Source organism: Reyranella sp. CPCC 100927 (assembly GCF_007859315.1).
In the GTDB taxonomy this organism is placed as follows: Bacteria; Pseudomonadota; Alphaproteobacteria; order Reyranellales; family Reyranellaceae; genus Vineibacter.
In genome coordinates this window covers 573639-589363 of sequence record NZ_VOHA01000002.1, presented here as the reverse complement: position 1 = coordinate 589363, position 15725 = coordinate 573639, and the positions used below count along the sequence as shown (strand labels likewise).

Below are 15725 nucleotides of genomic sequence, written 5' to 3'. Positions count from 1 at the left end.
CTGATTCCACGTGGCGATGCTCCCCGCCCCCAGACTGAAATCGTCGCCGGCCGAGGAGCAGGCTGCCGTCGTGGACCTGACGGCCGTGGTGGTGGCTTTCACCCGGGATCAGCCGCGTGTGCTCGTGACCCCCGGCCAGGATCGGGCATCGGCAGCCGATCGTCGGATGGCTCGCGCCGAGCTGGGAACGGCGGCGCTGGATGCGTTGCCCTCAGGGCCGCTCGAGCACCGCCATCGCACGCTGGAAGCTGGCCTGCGAGCCTGGGTGGAAACCCAGACCGGTGTGCGCTTGGATTACGTCGAGCAGCTGTACACGTTCGGTGACCGCGACCGCATGAGCGACGCCGGGGCCGCGGCCGGCAGCCGGGTACTCTCGATCGGCTATCTGGCGCTGGCTCAGGAAACCGGGGTGACAACCGCCGTCGATGCGCCTTGGCACGACTGGTATCGCTATTTCCCGTGGGAGGATTGGCGGCACGGCCGTCCGGCGGTTCTGGATCGCGTCGACAAGCCGTTGCGGCGCTGGGTTGCCGCGGGCGATTCCAAAGTCGAACGCGCCGCGCGCAAGGAGCGGGTTATCGTCGCCTTCGGGTTCGACGGCGTTGCCTGGAGCGACGAGCGTGTGCTGGAGCGGTATGAACTGCTCTACGAAGTCGGCCTCGTTGCCGAAGCGCGCCGTGATGGTCTGTCGGGCGAGGCGAAGGATCTGCTGCACGAAGGCCAGCCCATGGCTGCCGACCACCGGCGCATCCTCGCCACCGCGATCGCGCGCCTGCGCGGCAAGATCAAGTACCGCCCGGTGGTCTTCGAGCTGATGCCTTCGGGTTTCACCTTGCTGCAATTGCAGCGCGCCGTCGAGGCACTGGCCGGTGTGCGTCTGCACAAGCAGAACTTCCGACGCCTGGTGGAGCAGCAAGGGCTGGTCGAGGAAACCGGCCGCATCATCACGGCCACCGGCGGCCGTCCGGCGCGCGAGGTGCGCTTCCGCGAGGAGGTCGTACTCGAGCGGCTGGCGCCCGGATTGCGCCTGCCGATCGCCCGCGCCTCCGAATAGCACCATGGCAGCCATGCAATAATCTGCCGCTGCGGCGGCAACAGGCTCTTGAATCTCCTTATACTCAAACTTAGCATAAGTTGACTGGGTGACCCCGGTTTTCTCGGGTCACCCTAATGCTCAAACTGAGTATAGGAGCACCCCATGGCAACGACTCTCGCCACCCCGCCCGTGGTTCCCGCCGACGTCCTGGCACGCGTTGCGCCGATCTACGATCGCGTGCGCACGGTGATCCCGCCGTTCGAGTGGCCGGCGTTCGCCGAGGACATCGATGCCATCCTGCGGCTGAAGCGCGAGCGCGATGCGGTGATCCTGGCGCACAACTACCAGACACCGGAGATCTTTCATGGCGTCGCAGACATCGTCGGTGATTCGCTGGCGCTGGCCCGCGAGGCAGCCCGCACCGACGCATCGGTGATCGTGCTGTGCGGCGTGCATTTTATGGCCGAGACCGCCAAGCTGCTCAATCCCAGCAAGACAGTGCTGATCCCCGATCTCGAAGCCGGCTGCTCGCTGGCGGAGTCCATCACCGGCGCCGACGTGCGCCTGCTGCGGCAGCGCTATCCCGGCGTGCCGGTGGTGAGCTACGTCAACACGTCGGCCGAGGTGAAGGCCGAAACCGACGTCTGCTGCACTTCAGGCAACGCGCGTGCCGTCATCGAGTCGCTGGGCGTGCCGCGCGTGATCATGCTGCCGGACGAATATCTGGCGCGCAACATCGCAGCCCAGACGTCGGTCGAGGTGATCGCCTGGCACGGCCGCTGCGAAGTGCATGAGCGTTTCAGCGCCGACGATATCCGCCAGCTGCGTGCCGGCCATCCCGGCGTGGTCGTGCTGGCCCATCCCGAATGCTCACCCGAGGTTGTGGCGGCGGCCGATTTCGTCGGGTCGACCCAGGGCATGAACGACTACGTGGTGCAGAAACGCCCGCCGCGCGTGGTGCTGATCACGGAATGCTCGATGAGCGACAACGTCGCCGCCCAGCACCCGGAGCTGGAGTTCGTCCGTCCCTGCAACCTCTGTCCGCACATGAAACGCATCACGCTGCCCGGCATCCGGCGTGCCTTGGAGACCATGACACACGCCATTGAGGTGCCGGCGGCGATCGCAGCGCCGGCGCGCCGCGCGGTCGAGCGCATGCTGGCGGTGAAGCCGCGATGAGTACCGTCGACATCAGACGCACCGGTGCCGTCGTCGTTGGCGCCGGCATCGGTGGCCTGGCGACGGCGTTACGGCTGGCGCCGATGCCGGTCACGGTGTTGAGCGCCACGTCGCTGGGCGAAGGTGCCGCCAGTGCCTGGGCCCAGGGTGGTATTGCCGCGGCGTGGAGTGCCGACGACCATCCCGGCCTGCATGCCGCCGATACCTTGGCGGCCGCCGGCGGCATCGCCGATCCGGCGATCGTCGACACCGTGACGCAGGCGGCACCCGCGTGCATCGAGGACCTCATCGCGCTGGGCGTCTGCTTCGACCGTGGTGCCGACGGCAGCCTGCGCCTGGGTCGCGAGGGCGGTCACCACCGCCATCGCATTGCGCACGCCGCCGGCGATGCGACGGGCAGCGAGATCATGCGGGCTTTGCTCGTCGCGGCTCGACGGACGCCGTCGATCACCCTGGTCGAGGATGCTGTCGCGCAGGAGCTGGCCGTTGTCGATGGTGCGGCATGCGGCGTGATCGTGCGTCATCGGGGTGCAGCGGTCTTGTTCGCCGCCGATGCCGTGGTGCTGGCGACGGGCGGCCTGGGCGGACTCTACCAGCACACCAGCAACCCGGTGACGGCACGCGGCCGTGGTCTGGCGCTGGCGGCGCGGGCAGGCGCGGCGCTGGCTGATCTCGAGTTCGTGCAGTTCCATCCAACGGCGCTCGATGCCGGCCGCGATCCCATGCCGCTGGTGACCGAGGCCTTGCGCGGCGAGGGTGCCGTGCTGCTCGACAAGACGGGCGCGCCGTTCATGGCGACGCTGCACCCGCTGGCCGATCTGGCGCCGCGCGACATCGTGGCGCGCGCCGTCTGGCGCAAGCAGCTTGCCGGCGACCGCGTCTATCTCGATGCGCGGCAGGCTGTCGGTGCGGCGTTCCCGATGCGCTTCCCGACCGTGTACGGCGCCTGCCGCACTGCCGGTGTGGATCCCGCCACGATGCCGATCCCGATTGCGCCGGCGGCGCACTATCACATGGGTGGTGTGGCGGTGGATGCGCGGGGACGCAGCACGGTATCCGGGCTGTGGGCCGTGGGTGAAGTCGCGTCGACGGGCCTGCACGGGGCCAATCGCCTGGCCAGCAACTCGCTGCTGGAGGCGCTGGTGTTCGGTGCCCGCGCGGCAGCGGATATCGCAAGCGCCGCACCACGCACGGCCAGCCCGCAATCGGCGGCACGATCGCGTGTCGCGGGCGTCGATGATCCGCATGATCCGGCCGGGATGGCGCGGCTTCGGCGTCGCATGAGCGCCAGCGTGGGCGTCGAGCGTGACGCCACGGGACTGCGCCAGGCACTCGACGAACTGAACACGTTGCGACGGACAGCATCCTCGCGATCGCTTGCCGATGCGGCGCTGGTCGGTGCGCTGGTGAGCGCCGCGGCATTGCGGCGCCGCGAAAGCCGCGGCGGTCATTGCCGTACCGACTATCCGGCGTCAGCGCCGGCACTCGCCCGGCGCAGCCTGTTGACTCTGCGCGACCTGGATTCCTCGGAAACAACAACGCCTCGCATGAAGGAGATCGTATCGTGAGCGCATCCAACCCCTCACTCGTCCCACTGCCGTCGCTGCTGGTCGAGCCCATCGTCCGGGCCGCGTTGACCGAGGACCTCGGTCGCGCCGGCGACATCACCACGTCGAGCATCGTGCCGGCATCGGCCCGCGTCCGCGCCGTCATCGCCACGCGGCAGCCGGGAGTCGTGGCCGGCCTGGAGTGCGCGGCGATCGCGTTTCGGCTTCTGGATCCCGCGATCACCCTGACGATCCAGCGGCCCGACGGCAGTCGCGTCGCCGCCGGCGACGTCGTCGCCAGCATTGCCGGTCCGGCCGGTGCGATCCTGACGGCAGAGCGGGTGGCGTTGAACTTCCTGTGTCATCTGTCGGGCGTTGCCACCGCGACCGCATCGCTGGTTGACGGCGCCAAGGGTCATCGCGCGCGCATCACCTGCACGCGCAAGACGACGCCGGGCCTGAGGGCACTGGAGAAGCACGCCGTTCGCGCCGGCGGTGGCGTCAGCCATCGCTTCGGCCTCGATGATGGCGTGCTGATCAAGGACAATCATATCGAGGCCGTCGGTGGTATCGGCGTGGCTGTCGCGCGGGCGCGGCAGGCGATCGGCCATATGGTGAAGATCGAGGTCGAGGTCGAGACCTTGTCGGACCTCGATGCCGCCTTGGCCGCGGGCGTCGATGCCGTGCTGCTCGACAACATGACTCCCGCCGTGATGACGGAGGCCGTGGCCAAGATCGCCGGTCGTGCCGTGAGCGAAGCGTCCGGTCGGATCACGCGCGACACCGTCGCGGCCGTTGCCGCCAGCGGCGTCGATATCATCTCGGCAGGCTGGATCACGCACAGCGCCGCGGCGCTCGACCTGGGTCTGGATTTCCAGAAGGGCTGAGTCTCCCGGGAGAGCGGGCCTCCGGCCCGCTCTCCTTCGAGATCACTCTGCCGCTACCTCCACTTTGGACGCCGCCGGAGCATCCTCGATGCGGACCTCGAACCGGGTGCGTCCTTGGGGTGGGAGACTCGTGGCCGTAATCGCGATGGTGCGCTCGCCGATGACCGTGCCGTCTACGTCCTTGAACCGCAGGCGCAGTCGCTGCACGGTTTCCTCGCCACGGCCGGTGTTCACGATGTCGCCCGTGACGATGATCGCTGTCTTTCCGTCGGCACCGGCGGCGCGCGTGATCTTGGCCGTCTCCTGATCGACGGCCAGCGTCGCAAACAGCTGATCGCGGAACAGATACATGCCGCCACCCAGTACGGCGAGCAGCAGCAGCATGCCGAGCACGGTCTTCAGCCATGTGGGCATGCCCGGATCCGCCGGAATTGCCGGCAGATAGTTCGCCTCGGGCTGGCTCGGCGGCCGGATGATGAAATCCGGCACGGGCGTGGGTGCTGGCACCGGCTCTGCAGTACCGACCGGCGTCGATAGCCGCGCCTGCCATTTGTGGCCGCAGCGGAAACACTGGACCGTCCGACCTGTCGGGCCGATTGCGGCGGGATCGACGAGATAGCGCGCCGAGCAATTCGGACAGGTGAGTTGCATAAGCGAGGGATACCAGATGTATTAGCGAGCGGACAGTAGTTTACAAGCTCTTGTAAAACAAGCGAGACACAGTGTGATGCTGCGGCTGGTTCTGCTCGATCGCGATGGGGTGATCAACAACGATCGCCCGGACTCGGTGAAGAGTCCGGACGAGCTTGTGCTGCTGCCCGGTGCCGCAGCAGCGATTGCACGTCTCAACGAGGCCGATGTGCGCGTCGCGGTCGTGACCAACCAGTCCGTCGTCGGCCGCAATATCATATCGATGCAGATGCTGGATCGTATCCACAGCGAGCTGCGCACGCGCCTGGCACGCGAGGGCGCGCGTCTCGACGCCATACTCGTTTGCACCGATCCGCCGGACCGTCCTTCGCCGCGCCGCAAGCCCGAACCGGGCATGCTGCTGGAAGCGTTGCGACTCTTTCGCGCCGGTGCCGAGGACACGCCGATGATCGGCGACGACCTGCGTGATCTTCAGGCCGCGAAGGCTGCCGGATGTCGTCGTGTGCTGGTGCGCACGGGCAAAGGCACCAAGGTCCAGGCCGCCGGCGTTCCCGCCGATCTGTTGCCGGTCGCGGTCCGCGCCGATCTCGCCGCCGCTGTGGACTCCTATCTGAAAGGGGAACTGCAGTGAGTCGCTTCGCCCACGGTGTGATAAGCGTGTGACCATGCGACAGGCGATCGGCTCGTTCCTCTTCAATGTCGGCTTCTACCTGCTGTCGACCGTGCTGGCGATCGTCGGCCTGCCGGTGCTGGCGTTGCCGGCGCGGGCCGTGACCGCCTATGCCCGCATCTGGACACGAGCCTCGCTCGCACTGCTGCAGGCGACATGCCGGCTGACGCACCGGGTGCATGGGTTCGAGAATCTGCCGTCTGGTCCCTGCATCATCGCATCGAAGCATCAGTCGACGTGGGAAACGCTCGCCTTCACCCATGTCTTTCCCGACGGCGCCTTCGTGCTCAAGCGCGACCTGTTCTATATCCCCGTCGTCGGCTGGATGATGTGGCGTGCCCGCAATATCGGTATTGACCGCTCTGCGGGGCCGTCGGCATTGCGCTCGATCCTGCGCGATGCGCGCCGAGCGCTGGACGCCGGCCGGCCGATTGTCATCTTTCCGGAAGGCACGCGCACGGCGGTCGGCGCCGAGGCGCCGTACCAGCCCGGCGTGGCGGCACTGTACACACAGCTCAAGGTGCCGGTGGTGCCGGTGGCGTTGAATTCCGGCCTGTTCTGGGGGCGGCGCACCTTCATCAAGAAGCCGGGTACGATCACCGTCGAGATCCTGCCACCGATCGCACCCGGCATGGCGCGGGCCGATTTTATGCAGGCACTGCGCGACCGGATCGAGACCGCCACCCAGCGATTGGCCGCCGAGCCGCCGATGACGAAAGAGTGAGTGGCCCGATGCTTCGGTCCCGCACCGTTTGTGGATGAAGCTGGGGACAAGGGCAAAAAATCTGTACAATTCAGTGCGTTGATCAAAAGCCACTTGTTGATAATGGGTACCGCTGGGCTTTGAACAAATAGTGAACGGTTTGTTGACCGTGATGGTCGGCGTGACTAAATTTCAGGTTTCCAGAGAGTCGTAAAGCTATCCGCGGGTCGGGGCGTGCCGCTTCCGGATGTCCGCGCAGGAGAGTCCGCATGGTCGGCATCGCTATGCCTCCGTCGCCGATCGCCACCCGCATCTGGGAGATGAAATATCGTCTCTCCACCGCCGATGGGGTGGTGGACAAGACGATCGATGAGACGTGGCGGCGTGTGGCCGAGGCACTGGCGGCCAACGAACGCGAGCCGGCCCTGTGGACGCCACGCTTCTTCGAGGCCCTGCGCGATCACAAGTTTCTGCCTGCGGGGCGCATCCTCGCCGGTGCCGGCAGCGGCCGGGATGTGACGCTGTTCAACTGCTTCGTCATGGGCGCCGTCCCCGACGACATGGCGGGCATCTTCGAGCACCTGAAGGAAGCTGCTCTGACCATGCAGCGCGGTGGCGGCATCGGCTACGACTTCTCGACCCTGCGGCCATGCGGTGCGCCAGTCCTGGGTGTCGGCGCCGACGCCTCCGGTCCGCTCAGCTTCATGGACGTGTGGGACGCGATGTGCCGCACGATCATGAGTGCCGGGTCGCGGCGCGGTGCCATGATGGCGACCTTGCGCTGCGACCATCCCGACATCGAGGATTTCGTCGACGCCAAGCGCGACGCGCGCCGCCTGCGCAATTTCAATTTGTCGGTGCTGGTCAGCGACGCGTTCATGGCTGCCGTGACGGCCGACGGCGACTGGCCGCTGGTGTTCGGCGGCCGCACCTTCCGCACGGTGCGTGCGCGCGCGCTGTGGGATCGCATCATGCGCGCGACCTACGAGGTCGCCGAGCCGGGTGTGATCTTCATCGATCGCATCAACCGCGCCAACAACCTCGCCTATTGCGAATCGATCAGCGCGACCAACCCCTGCGTCACAGCCGATACCTGGATTCAGACCGTTGAAGGTGCGCGACAGGTGAGCGAACTGGTCGGCCGGCCGGCGACACTGCTCGTCAACGGCACGCCCCACGATACGACGGCACAGGGGTTTTTCGCGACTGGACATAAGCCGGTGGTACGGCTGACGACGGTCGAAGGCTACCAGCTGAGATTGACGGCCGATCATCTCGTTTGCGTGGTGTCGTCGCAGACGCGCTGGCGACAGGAAACGACATGGCGGGCGGCAGGTGAGCTCACGGCCGATGATCGGGTTGTTCTGCACGATCATCGCGCGATTATCGAATGGTCGGGGGAATTCGATGCCGATCGCGGCTATCTGCTGGGTTTGCTGGTCGGCGACGGAACGCTCAAATCGGACAAGGCAGTCCTGTCGGTATGGTCGCGAACCGCGGCGGTAAACGACGGTTGCGCTGACCCCGACGCTGTTTCCATCATGGACGCGGCGCTGAGCGCGGCTCGGCGGTTGCCGCATCGTGCGGATTTCTCCGGCTGGATGGCGGTTGAAGGCCGGCAGGAGTTCCGACTGGCGACCGGCGCGGTGAGGCAACTCGCTGTCGATGTGGGCATGTCTCCCGGCAACAAGGCCATTACGGCGCGCATGGAACGCGCGTCGAGCGATTTCTATCGGGGATTCCTGCGAGGGTTCTTCGATTGCGATGGAACCGTGATCGGTTCGCAGGCCAAGGGCGTCAGCGTTCGGTTGGCACAGAGCGATCTGCCGCGTCTTGAAGCGGTTCAGCGCATGTTGCTGCGGCTCGGCATCGTTTCAACGATCTACACGCAGCGGCGCGCTGCCGGTACCCGCTCATTGCCGGACGGGCGCGGCGGTCTAAAGGACTATGCCATCAAGGCCCAGCACGAGCTCGTTGTCGCCGGTGACAATGTCCAGCGTTTCGCCGAGGTGGTTGGATTCACGCATGCATCCAAGGCGATACGCCTGAAAGCACTCGTGTCGGCATACCGTCGGCAGCCGAATCGAGAGCGCTTCATAGCGCGCGTCGCCTCGGTACAGGCGGACGGCGTCGAGACGGTGTTTGACGCCAGCGTGCCTGGCGTCAATGCCTTCGATGCCAACGGCATCGTCGTCCATAACTGCGGCGAGCAGCCACTTCCCCCGTACGGCGCTTGCCTGCTGGGCTCGATCAATCTGGCGCGCCTGGTGAAGGATCCTTTTGAAGAGAGTGCGGCTTTGGACATGGCGGCGCTCGAGGCGCTGGTGCCGCTGGCGGTACGCATGCTGGACAACGCCATCGACGTGTCGCGCTTTCCGCTGCCGGCACAGAAGGAGGAGGCTCAGGCCAAGCGCCGCATGGGGCTGGGTGTCACCGGGCTTGCCGATGCGCTGATCATGTGCGGTGTGCGCTACGGCTCGCCGGAAGCATTGCGGTTGACCGAGGAATGGCTGGCCGCGGTGCGCCGTCAATCGTATCTGGCCTCCAGCGACCTGTCGGCCGAGAAGGGCAGCTTCCCGCTGTTCAACCGCAACCGCTACCTCGCGGGCGAGACAGTGAGCGCATTGGACTCCGATGTGCGCGATTCGATTGCGCGTTACGGCATGCGCAATGCGCTGCTGAACTCGATCGCCCCGACGGGTACCATTTCGCTGCTGGCCGACAACGTGTCGTCGGGCATCGAACCGGTGTTCGCCTTTACCTACGAGCGGGCCGTGACCATGCCCGACGGATCGCGTCGCAGCGAGGAGGTGGCGGACTATGCCTACCGACTCTTCCGGCACCTGGAGGGCCCCGAGGTGGCGCTGCCCGACGCCTTCGTCGATGCCCAGACGTTGCCGCCGGCGGCGCATCTGGCCATGCAGGCGGCGGCGCAGAAGTACGTCGACAGCTCGATCTCCAAGACCATCAACCTGCCGGAGTCGATTTCCTTCGAGGCCTTCAAGGACGTCTATACTGAAGCCTATCGGCTCGGCTGCAAGGGTTGCACGACGTATCGGCCCAACGCCGTGACCGGCGCGGTGTTGACCACCTCGGCGGCGGAAGCCACGCCAGTGGCATTGGCGCCCGTGAAGGCTCCGGCCAAGGACGGCGTGGTCTATATTGCGCAGCCGCTGGAACGGCCGGCCGAATTGCCGGGCAGCACCTACAAGATCAAATGGCCGGGCAGTGACCACGCGATCTACATCACGTTGAACGACATCGTGCAGGATGGCCGCCGCCGGCCGTTCGAGATCTTCATCAACTCCAAGAACATGGAGCACTACGCCTGGACCGTGGCGCTCACGCGCATGATCTCGGCCGTGTTCCGCCGTGGTGGTGATGTATCGTTCGTGGTCGAGGAGCTGAAGGCGGTGTTCGACCCGCGCGGCGGCCAGTGGATGGAGGGCCGCTACGTGCCGTCATTGCTGGCGGCGATCGGCGCGGTGATCGAACGGCATCTGGTCGACATCGGTTTCCTGGCGCCGGGCGAGCGACCGTTGAGCATCGATTCGGTGCAGTTGAAGGCTGCCGTCGGCGGCGAGCCATCCGATGGCGGTGGCCCTGGCGCGTCCGAGGGCCAGCGGTTGGGACAGTGCTCGCAATGCGGCGCGGCAGCGCTCACGCACCGTGACGGCTGTGACCTTTGTCTGTCCTGCGGCTATTCCCGCTGCGGGTAACGCTGGGAGCGCGCCACTCCGGTGACTAAACGGGCGCCTTCAGTCGCGCCACCTCGTCTTCCAGCTCTTTGATCCGGGCCGCGAGCTTGTCGACCGCGGGTGCGATTTCGGCTTCGCTGTAGCGTGGCGTGATGTGTTGCGGACAGTTGACGTCCCAGGCCTCGATTTCGAACAGGACGGCGCGCTCGACCACGGCGCGATACCCTGGGATCGCGAGCCGGGTCATCAGCGCGGCGTCGTCCTCGACATAGCGGGCGCGGCCCCAGAGCTTGATGCGCTGACGGGTGGCGAAGTGCAGGATGAAGATGTGGCAGCGTGGGTTCTCGGCAAGATTGCCGACGGTGATGTATTGCCGGTTGCCGCGAAAGTCGGCGAAGCCCAGCGTGCGCTTGTCGATGACCTTCAGGAAGCCGGGCGGTCCGCCCCGGTGCTGGATGTAAGGCTGGCCGTCGGCGCTGGCCGTCGCGAAGAAGAACGCGTCGACGACGGTCAGGAATGTCGCCAGGTCGTCCGTGACCTCGGTGAGCCACGGTCGCTCACCCTCCATGCGCTCCATGTGCGCGCGCGACCCGAGCCGCGACTGTGCCGCCTTGACGGACGGCGTGAAGGCGACGTCACAGGGCGGCGGGGACGGCGGCACGTCGTCCATCTCGGTCATTCCGCGACAGCGCGCCGCGGGTTCAGCCAGGCATCGAGGTCGGCCAGGGCGCGGCCTGTCAGCGCCAGCTTCTTGTCCTTGCCACGCAACGGCCGTCGCGCGCCCGAGGGCGTCGGCACGTCGGGGAACAGCCCGAAGTTGACGTTCATCGGCTGGAACGTGTCGGCTGCCGCACCGCCGGTGATGTGCGCCAGGATGGCGCCGAACGCGGTTGTCGGGGGCGGCAGCACCGGTTGCTGGCCCATGCGCTCGGCGGCGGCGAAGCGGCCCGCCAGCAGGCCGATGGCAGCGCTCTCGACATAGCCTTCGCAGCCGGTGATCTGGCCGGCGAAGCGCAGGCGTTGCTGTGCCTTCAGGCGCAGCGTGTCGTCGAGCAGGCGTGGGCTGTTGATGAAGGTGTTGCGGTGCAGGCCGCCCAGGCGCGCGAACTCGGCCTGCTGCAGGCCCGGAATCATGCGGAAGATCCGCGTCTGTTCGCCGTGCTTCAGCTTGGTCTGGAAGCCCACGATGTTGAACAGTGTGCCCAGCGCATTGTCCTGTCGTAGCTGCACGACGGCGAACGGCCGACGTCCGGTCCGCGGGTCCGTGAGGCCGACCGGTTTCATCGGGCCGAAGGCGAGCGTATCGCGGCCGCGTTCGGCCATGATTTCGATCGGCAGGCAGCCGTCGAAATAGGGCGTACTGCGCTCCCACTCCTTGAAGTCGGTCTTGTCGCCCGCCAGCAGGGCGTCGATGAAGGCGTAGTATTGATCGCGATCGAGCGGGCAATTGATGTAGTCGGCGCCATCGCCGCCCGGACCAGCCTTGTCATAGCGCGACTGGAACCAGGCAATGTCGAAGTCGATGCTGTCGCGATGCACAATCGGCGCGATGGCATCGAAGAAGGCAAGGTTGCTCTCGCCGGTCAGGTCGAGAACGGCCTGGGCGAGGGCGGGCGAGGTCAGTGGGCCTGTCGCGACGATGACGCTGTCCCAGTCGGCGGGCGGCAGGCCGGCGACTTCCTCGCGCCGGATATCGATCAGCGGCTCTGCTTCCAACGCCGCCTGCACGGCGGCGGAGAAGCCGTGACGGTCGACGGCAAGCGCGGCACCGGCCGGCACCTTGTGCACATCGGCGGCGCGCAGGATCAGCGAGTCGGCACGCCGCATTTCCTCATGCAGCAGGCCGACGGCATTGTGGTCGCGATCGTCCGAGCGGAATGAGTTGGAGCAAACGAGTTCTGCGATGGTTTCAGTCTGGTGCGCATCGGTGCCGCGCACCGGCCGCATCTCATGCAGTGTCGCGCGAAATCCTGCGCGCGCCAGTTGCCAAGCGGCTTCTGCACCGGCGAGTCCGCCACCGATGATATGGACGGGGTTGATCACAAGGCCAGACACGGCTTACATCCCGATGACAGACGGCATTGGCGCGAACTCATAATGCCGGCGCTGTGGCGGCGCAACCAGCCGTCAAGCTGCATGAGCGTATACCTCACAGGGGGAGGGAGAAGTCGTCATGTCAATCAAGCGTCATAACCCTAAAGGCGTCGCGCTGATGGGGCGTTACAGTCACGCGGTGGAACTGCCGCCGGGACAGCGTTTGCTGTATGTCTCCGGACAAGTCGGTGTCGACTCCAAGGGCAAGATCGCGGCCGGCATCGAGAAGCAGTGCGACCTGGTGTGGAAGAACATCGGTGCCATCCTGCGCAGTGCCGGCATGGGCTATGGCGACATCGTCAAGATCAACGGCTATCTCACCGATGCGCGCTATATCGGCGCCTATCGCTCGGTCCGTGACAAGTATGTGCACGATCCGATGCCAGCATCGACGCTGGCCCTGGTTGCCGGCCTGGCCAGTCCCGACATGCTGGTCGAAGTCGAGGTCGTTGCGTCCAAAGTTTGATGCCGGTCCGTTCGGTCGGCTTGAATCTTTGGATAATGAGTGTATACTCACTTAATGGTGAGTGACGATCATCTATCGGCGCTGCCCGCGATCGCCGTCGTCGACGCGCGCGACGGCGGGCCGTTGACCCATGCCCGTCTTCGGGTGACCCAGGCCGAGGCAGTTCGCGATGCCTGCCTGGGATGGCTGCCGGCGGGTCAATCGCTGGCCTGCATCGGCGATCCCCTGGTGCGTTGGTGGTTGCGTCGGTCGGGATCGGCTTATGTCGATGATATCGATGCCATCGCCCAAGCGGTGCCGGGCCGGGGCATCTGGTTCCTGCACGGCGCTTATCTGTTCGGGTGCACGACGCTCGCCGACGACAGTCGTGCCGGCCCCCGCCTGCGGCGTACATTGGACTGGCCGTTTCCAGGGTTGGGGCATCTGGTGGACGTGGCGCGACAAGCCGGTCCCGCCGGTGACTATCTGAGCGTTACGTGGCCCGGTTTCGCCGGCGTCCTGACGGCCATGGCGCCCGGCCGGTTCGCGGCCGCCATCAATCAGGCCCCGATGCGCCGCCTCACCCGTCGGCCGTGGTTGCGCTGGCTCGACTACGCCATCAACTCGCTGCGCGCGCTAATGCGCGGCGGGCGTGAACCACCCGAGCACCTGCTGCGGCGCGTCTTCGAAACATGCGCCACGTTCGACGAGGCACAGCAGCTGCTGCGCAGTGCACCGGTGGCACGCCCCGTGCTCTTCACCCTGACGGGCGTCAACCCTGGCGAACAGGTGATCATCGAGCGTGAAGAGACGACGGCACGCATCCTGCGCGGCGCTGCCGTCGTTGCCAACGCGTGGCGCGACGAGCGACCGGGATGGGAATCGCGCGTTTGTGGTACCGGCGCGCCGGTCGAGAACAACCGCAAGCGTCGGGCGGCCTTCAGGGTGTGGCTGGGCCGTGATGGCGATCCGTTCTGCTGGGCACAGTCGCCCATCACCAACGTCTTTACCCGTCTTACGGTCGAGATGTGTGCAGCCAGTGGGGCGATGCGTGTCGCCGGCTGGGAAGCCGGTGCCCGCGGCGCGAGCCAGGTGACGCAAACGTTGATACTGGACAATGGGCGCGCTGCCGATGGTACGGGACAACGGGCTGTGGCCTGATCAGGCCAGTCGCTGCTGCAGGAAGCGGCGGGCCGGTTCGCTGCGCGCCAGGTCGTAGGCGCGCTGAAAGGCAGCCTGTGCTTCGGCATCGCGCCCGGCGCGTCGCAGCAATTCACCGCGCGTTGCGTGCAGGAGATGAAAGCCGCGCAGCGCGGCGTCATTTTCCAGCGCGGCAAGCTCGCGCAGCCCCGCCGAGGGACCGCACGCCATCGCGACAGCCACGGCGCGGTTGAGACGGTGAACCGGGGATGCGTTCGTCTCGATCAGCAGGTCGTAGTAGGTCCTGATCGATTGCCAGTTCGTGGCATCGAAGGTGGGTGCGATCGCGTGCTCGCCGGCGATCCCGGCCAGCAGGTGATATTCGGACAGGTGCGCGCCGCCGGCGGCGCGGGCCAGGGCCGCGAGGCCCTGTGCGATCAGCGCGCGATCCCACAACGCGCGATCCTGGTCCGCCAGCAGCAGCAAGTTGCCGTCGGTATCGGTGCGCGTCGCCAGGCGCGCGCAATGGAACGTCAGCAGGGCATACAGTGCCTGGGTCGGCGGCGTGCCGGTAATGCGGTGCCGCGCCAACCGTTCGGCGAGCGCCCGCATTTCCAGGCACACGTCAGGCCGTACGACCTGCTCACCGGCTGACGCGCTCCAGCCCTCATTGAAGGCCAGGTAGATCGCGTCGAGCACGGTCACCAGTCGCGCCGGCAGTTCACCAGGCGACGGCATGTCCAGCGCCAGGTTGCGCTCGCGGATACGCTTCTTGGCCCGCACCAGCCATTGCGCCACGGCCGCGCGTTCGCGCAGCAGGCCGGCCGCGATCTCTTCGACCGACAGGCCGCAACCGGTCTTCAGCACCAGCGCCGTCCGCATCTCCGGCGACAGGTCCGGATGCGAGCACATGAAGAGCAGGCGCAACTCGTCATCGACCAGTTCGTCGGCGAAAGCCGCATCGGGCGGCAGTGGAGTCTCAGCCAGCATGTCGAGGGCTGGCGCATGCCGTGCATGGGCGGCATCGTGGCGCAGGGCGTCGAGGGCCAGCCGCCGTGCCACCGTGTGCAGCCACGCCACCGGATCGTCGGGCACGCCGCGGAACGGCCAGACGCGCAAGGCGCGCGCCAGCGTCTCCTGGGCGATGTCCTCCGCCAGCCCGAGCCGGCCGGGACCCAGCCGGCGGGCCATCGTGGCCGTGAGCCGCCCAGCCTCGCGCCGGAACAGCCGGTCGACGAGGCCGGGAACATCGGTGCTCGCGGCGCCGGCGGTCATGGCCCTTACATCTCGTGGATCTGCCTGACCTCGATGCTGCCCCTGGCGCCGGGCCTGACGTGCGGACAGCTGCGCGCGATGTCAACGGCGGCGGCATAGTCGGCCGCCTCGATCAGGAAATACCCGCCGACAACCTCCTTGGTTTCGGCATAGGGACCGTCCTTGAGCGTTACGCTGGTGCCGTCGTGGTGGACGACCTTGCCGCTGTCGTCCGTCAGCTTGTTGCTGTTGTGGAGCTGATTGCGCGTCCGCAGACCCTCGGCCCAGGCCCGGTATTCGCCGATGATGCGCTGCATCTCGGCCGGTGACAGGCTGGCGTAATGCTCGGGATTGTCCCGCAGCAGCAACAGGAACTGGGCCATCTCGTCCTCCCATGGCTTGGTTCGGCCGCGCCATGCGG

General features: G+C 66.7%; 14 protein-coding genes and 1 pseudogene. 9 read left to right on the top strand and 6 right to left on the bottom strand.

All coding sequences use genetic code 11. The features are described 5' to 3' along the window. The first annotated feature begins 16 nt into the window (after nucleotides 1–16). From FQU96_RS08820 to nadC, 4 genes are all read left to right on the top strand, one after another. Nucleotides 17–1054, top strand: a complete 1038-nt coding sequence (locus FQU96_RS08820; protein WP_146540685.1) for a hypothetical protein — start codon at nucleotides 17–19, stop codon at nucleotides 1052–1054. 144 nt (nucleotides 1055–1198) lie between these two features. After that, entirely contained in the window at nucleotides 1199–2215 is a 1017-nt protein-coding gene (nadA, locus tag FQU96_RS08815) for a quinolinate synthase NadA (protein WP_146540485.1), read from the top strand. Then, nucleotides 2212–3783, top strand: a complete 1572-nt coding sequence (locus tag FQU96_RS08810; RefSeq protein WP_146540484.1) for an L-aspartate oxidase — start codon at nucleotides 2212–2214, stop codon at nucleotides 3781–3783. The genes nadA and FQU96_RS08810 overlap by 4 nt, the downstream gene beginning before the upstream one ends. Next, nucleotides 3780–4649, top strand: a complete 870-nt coding sequence (nadC, locus tag FQU96_RS08805; protein WP_146540483.1) for a carboxylating nicotinate-nucleotide diphosphorylase — start codon at nucleotides 3780–3782, stop codon at nucleotides 4647–4649. Before FQU96_RS08810 ends, nadC begins: the two co-directional genes overlap by 4 nt. A 42-nt stretch (nucleotides 4650–4691) precedes the next feature. Here nadC and FQU96_RS08800 read toward each other — a convergent pair whose 3' ends face one another. Together FQU96_RS08800 and FQU96_RS43115 are read right to left on the bottom strand one after the other, a co-directional pair. Continuing rightward, nucleotides 4692–5156 (bottom strand): FxLYD domain-containing protein, encoded by a 465-nt coding sequence (locus FQU96_RS08800; RefSeq protein ID WP_255467906.1) that lies wholly within the window; start codon nucleotides 5154–5156, stop codon nucleotides 4692–4694. Between the two features lie 42 nt (nucleotides 5157–5198). Then, nucleotides 5199–5300, bottom strand: a pseudogene (locus FQU96_RS43115) (zinc-ribbon domain-containing protein); the annotation flags it as partial. Nucleotides 5301–5376: 76 nt separating this feature from the next. On the opposite strand from FQU96_RS43115, the gene FQU96_RS08795 reads away from it, so the two are divergent. The 3 genes from FQU96_RS08795 to FQU96_RS08785 all read left to right on the top strand — a co-directional run bounded on the left by FQU96_RS08795 (nucleotide 5377) and on the right by FQU96_RS08785 (nucleotide 10392). Beyond that, entirely contained in the window at nucleotides 5377–5931 is a 555-nt protein-coding gene (locus FQU96_RS08795) for an HAD-IIIA family hydrolase (protein WP_218574656.1), read from the top strand. A gap of 34 nt (nucleotides 5932–5965) precedes the next feature. Continuing rightward, complete coding sequence (locus tag FQU96_RS08790; protein ID WP_146540683.1) at nucleotides 5966–6694, top strand: 1-acyl-sn-glycerol-3-phosphate acyltransferase; 729 nt, start codon at nucleotides 5966–5968, stop codon at nucleotides 6692–6694. Between the two features lie 248 nt (nucleotides 6695–6942). Then, the gene (locus tag FQU96_RS08785; protein WP_146540481.1) at nucleotides 6943–10392 is read left to right on the top strand and encodes an LAGLIDADG family homing endonuclease; all 3450 of its coding nucleotides are present in this window, start codon (nucleotides 6943–6945) and stop codon (nucleotides 10390–10392) included. 25 nt (nucleotides 10393–10417) lie between these two features. On the opposite strand, the gene FQU96_RS08780 is transcribed toward FQU96_RS08785, so the two are convergent. Both FQU96_RS08780 and trmFO read right to left on the bottom strand, forming a co-directional pair. After that, entirely contained in the window at nucleotides 10418–11050 is a 633-nt protein-coding gene (locus tag FQU96_RS08780; RefSeq protein WP_146540480.1) for a pyridoxamine 5'-phosphate oxidase family protein, read from the bottom strand. Further along, entirely contained in the window at nucleotides 11047–12426 is a 1380-nt protein-coding gene (gene trmFO, locus FQU96_RS08775) for a methylenetetrahydrofolate--tRNA-(uracil(54)-C(5))-methyltransferase (FADH(2)-oxidizing) TrmFO (RefSeq protein ID WP_255467905.1), read from the bottom strand. Before trmFO ends, FQU96_RS08780 begins: the two co-directional genes overlap by 4 nt. 118 nt (nucleotides 12427–12544) lie before the next feature. Between trmFO and FQU96_RS08770 the strand changes: the two genes are divergently transcribed. Together FQU96_RS08770 and FQU96_RS08765 are read left to right on the top strand one after the other, a co-directional pair. Further along, nucleotides 12545–12931, top strand: coding sequence for a RidA family protein (locus FQU96_RS08770; RefSeq protein ID WP_146540479.1), 387 nt, complete (start codon nucleotides 12545–12547; stop codon nucleotides 12929–12931). Between the two features lie 54 nt (nucleotides 12932–12985). After that, the gene (locus tag FQU96_RS08765) at nucleotides 12986–14071 is read left to right on the top strand and encodes a hypothetical protein (protein ID WP_146540478.1); all 1086 of its coding nucleotides are present in this window, start codon (nucleotides 12986–12988) and stop codon (nucleotides 14069–14071) included. Here FQU96_RS08765 and FQU96_RS08760 read toward each other — a convergent pair whose 3' ends face one another. Both FQU96_RS08760 and FQU96_RS08755 read right to left on the bottom strand, forming a co-directional pair. Further along, on the bottom strand, nucleotides 14072–15325 hold the full coding sequence (locus FQU96_RS08760) for an RNA polymerase sigma factor (RefSeq protein ID WP_146540477.1): 1254 nt from the start codon (nucleotides 15323–15325) through the stop codon (nucleotides 14072–14074). It abuts the gene before it with no gap. A gap of 5 nt (nucleotides 15326–15330) precedes the next feature. Next, nucleotides 15331–15687, bottom strand: a complete 357-nt coding sequence (locus FQU96_RS08755; protein ID WP_146540476.1) for a YciI family protein — start codon at nucleotides 15685–15687, stop codon at nucleotides 15331–15333. Nucleotides 15688–15725: the final 38 nt, after the last annotated feature.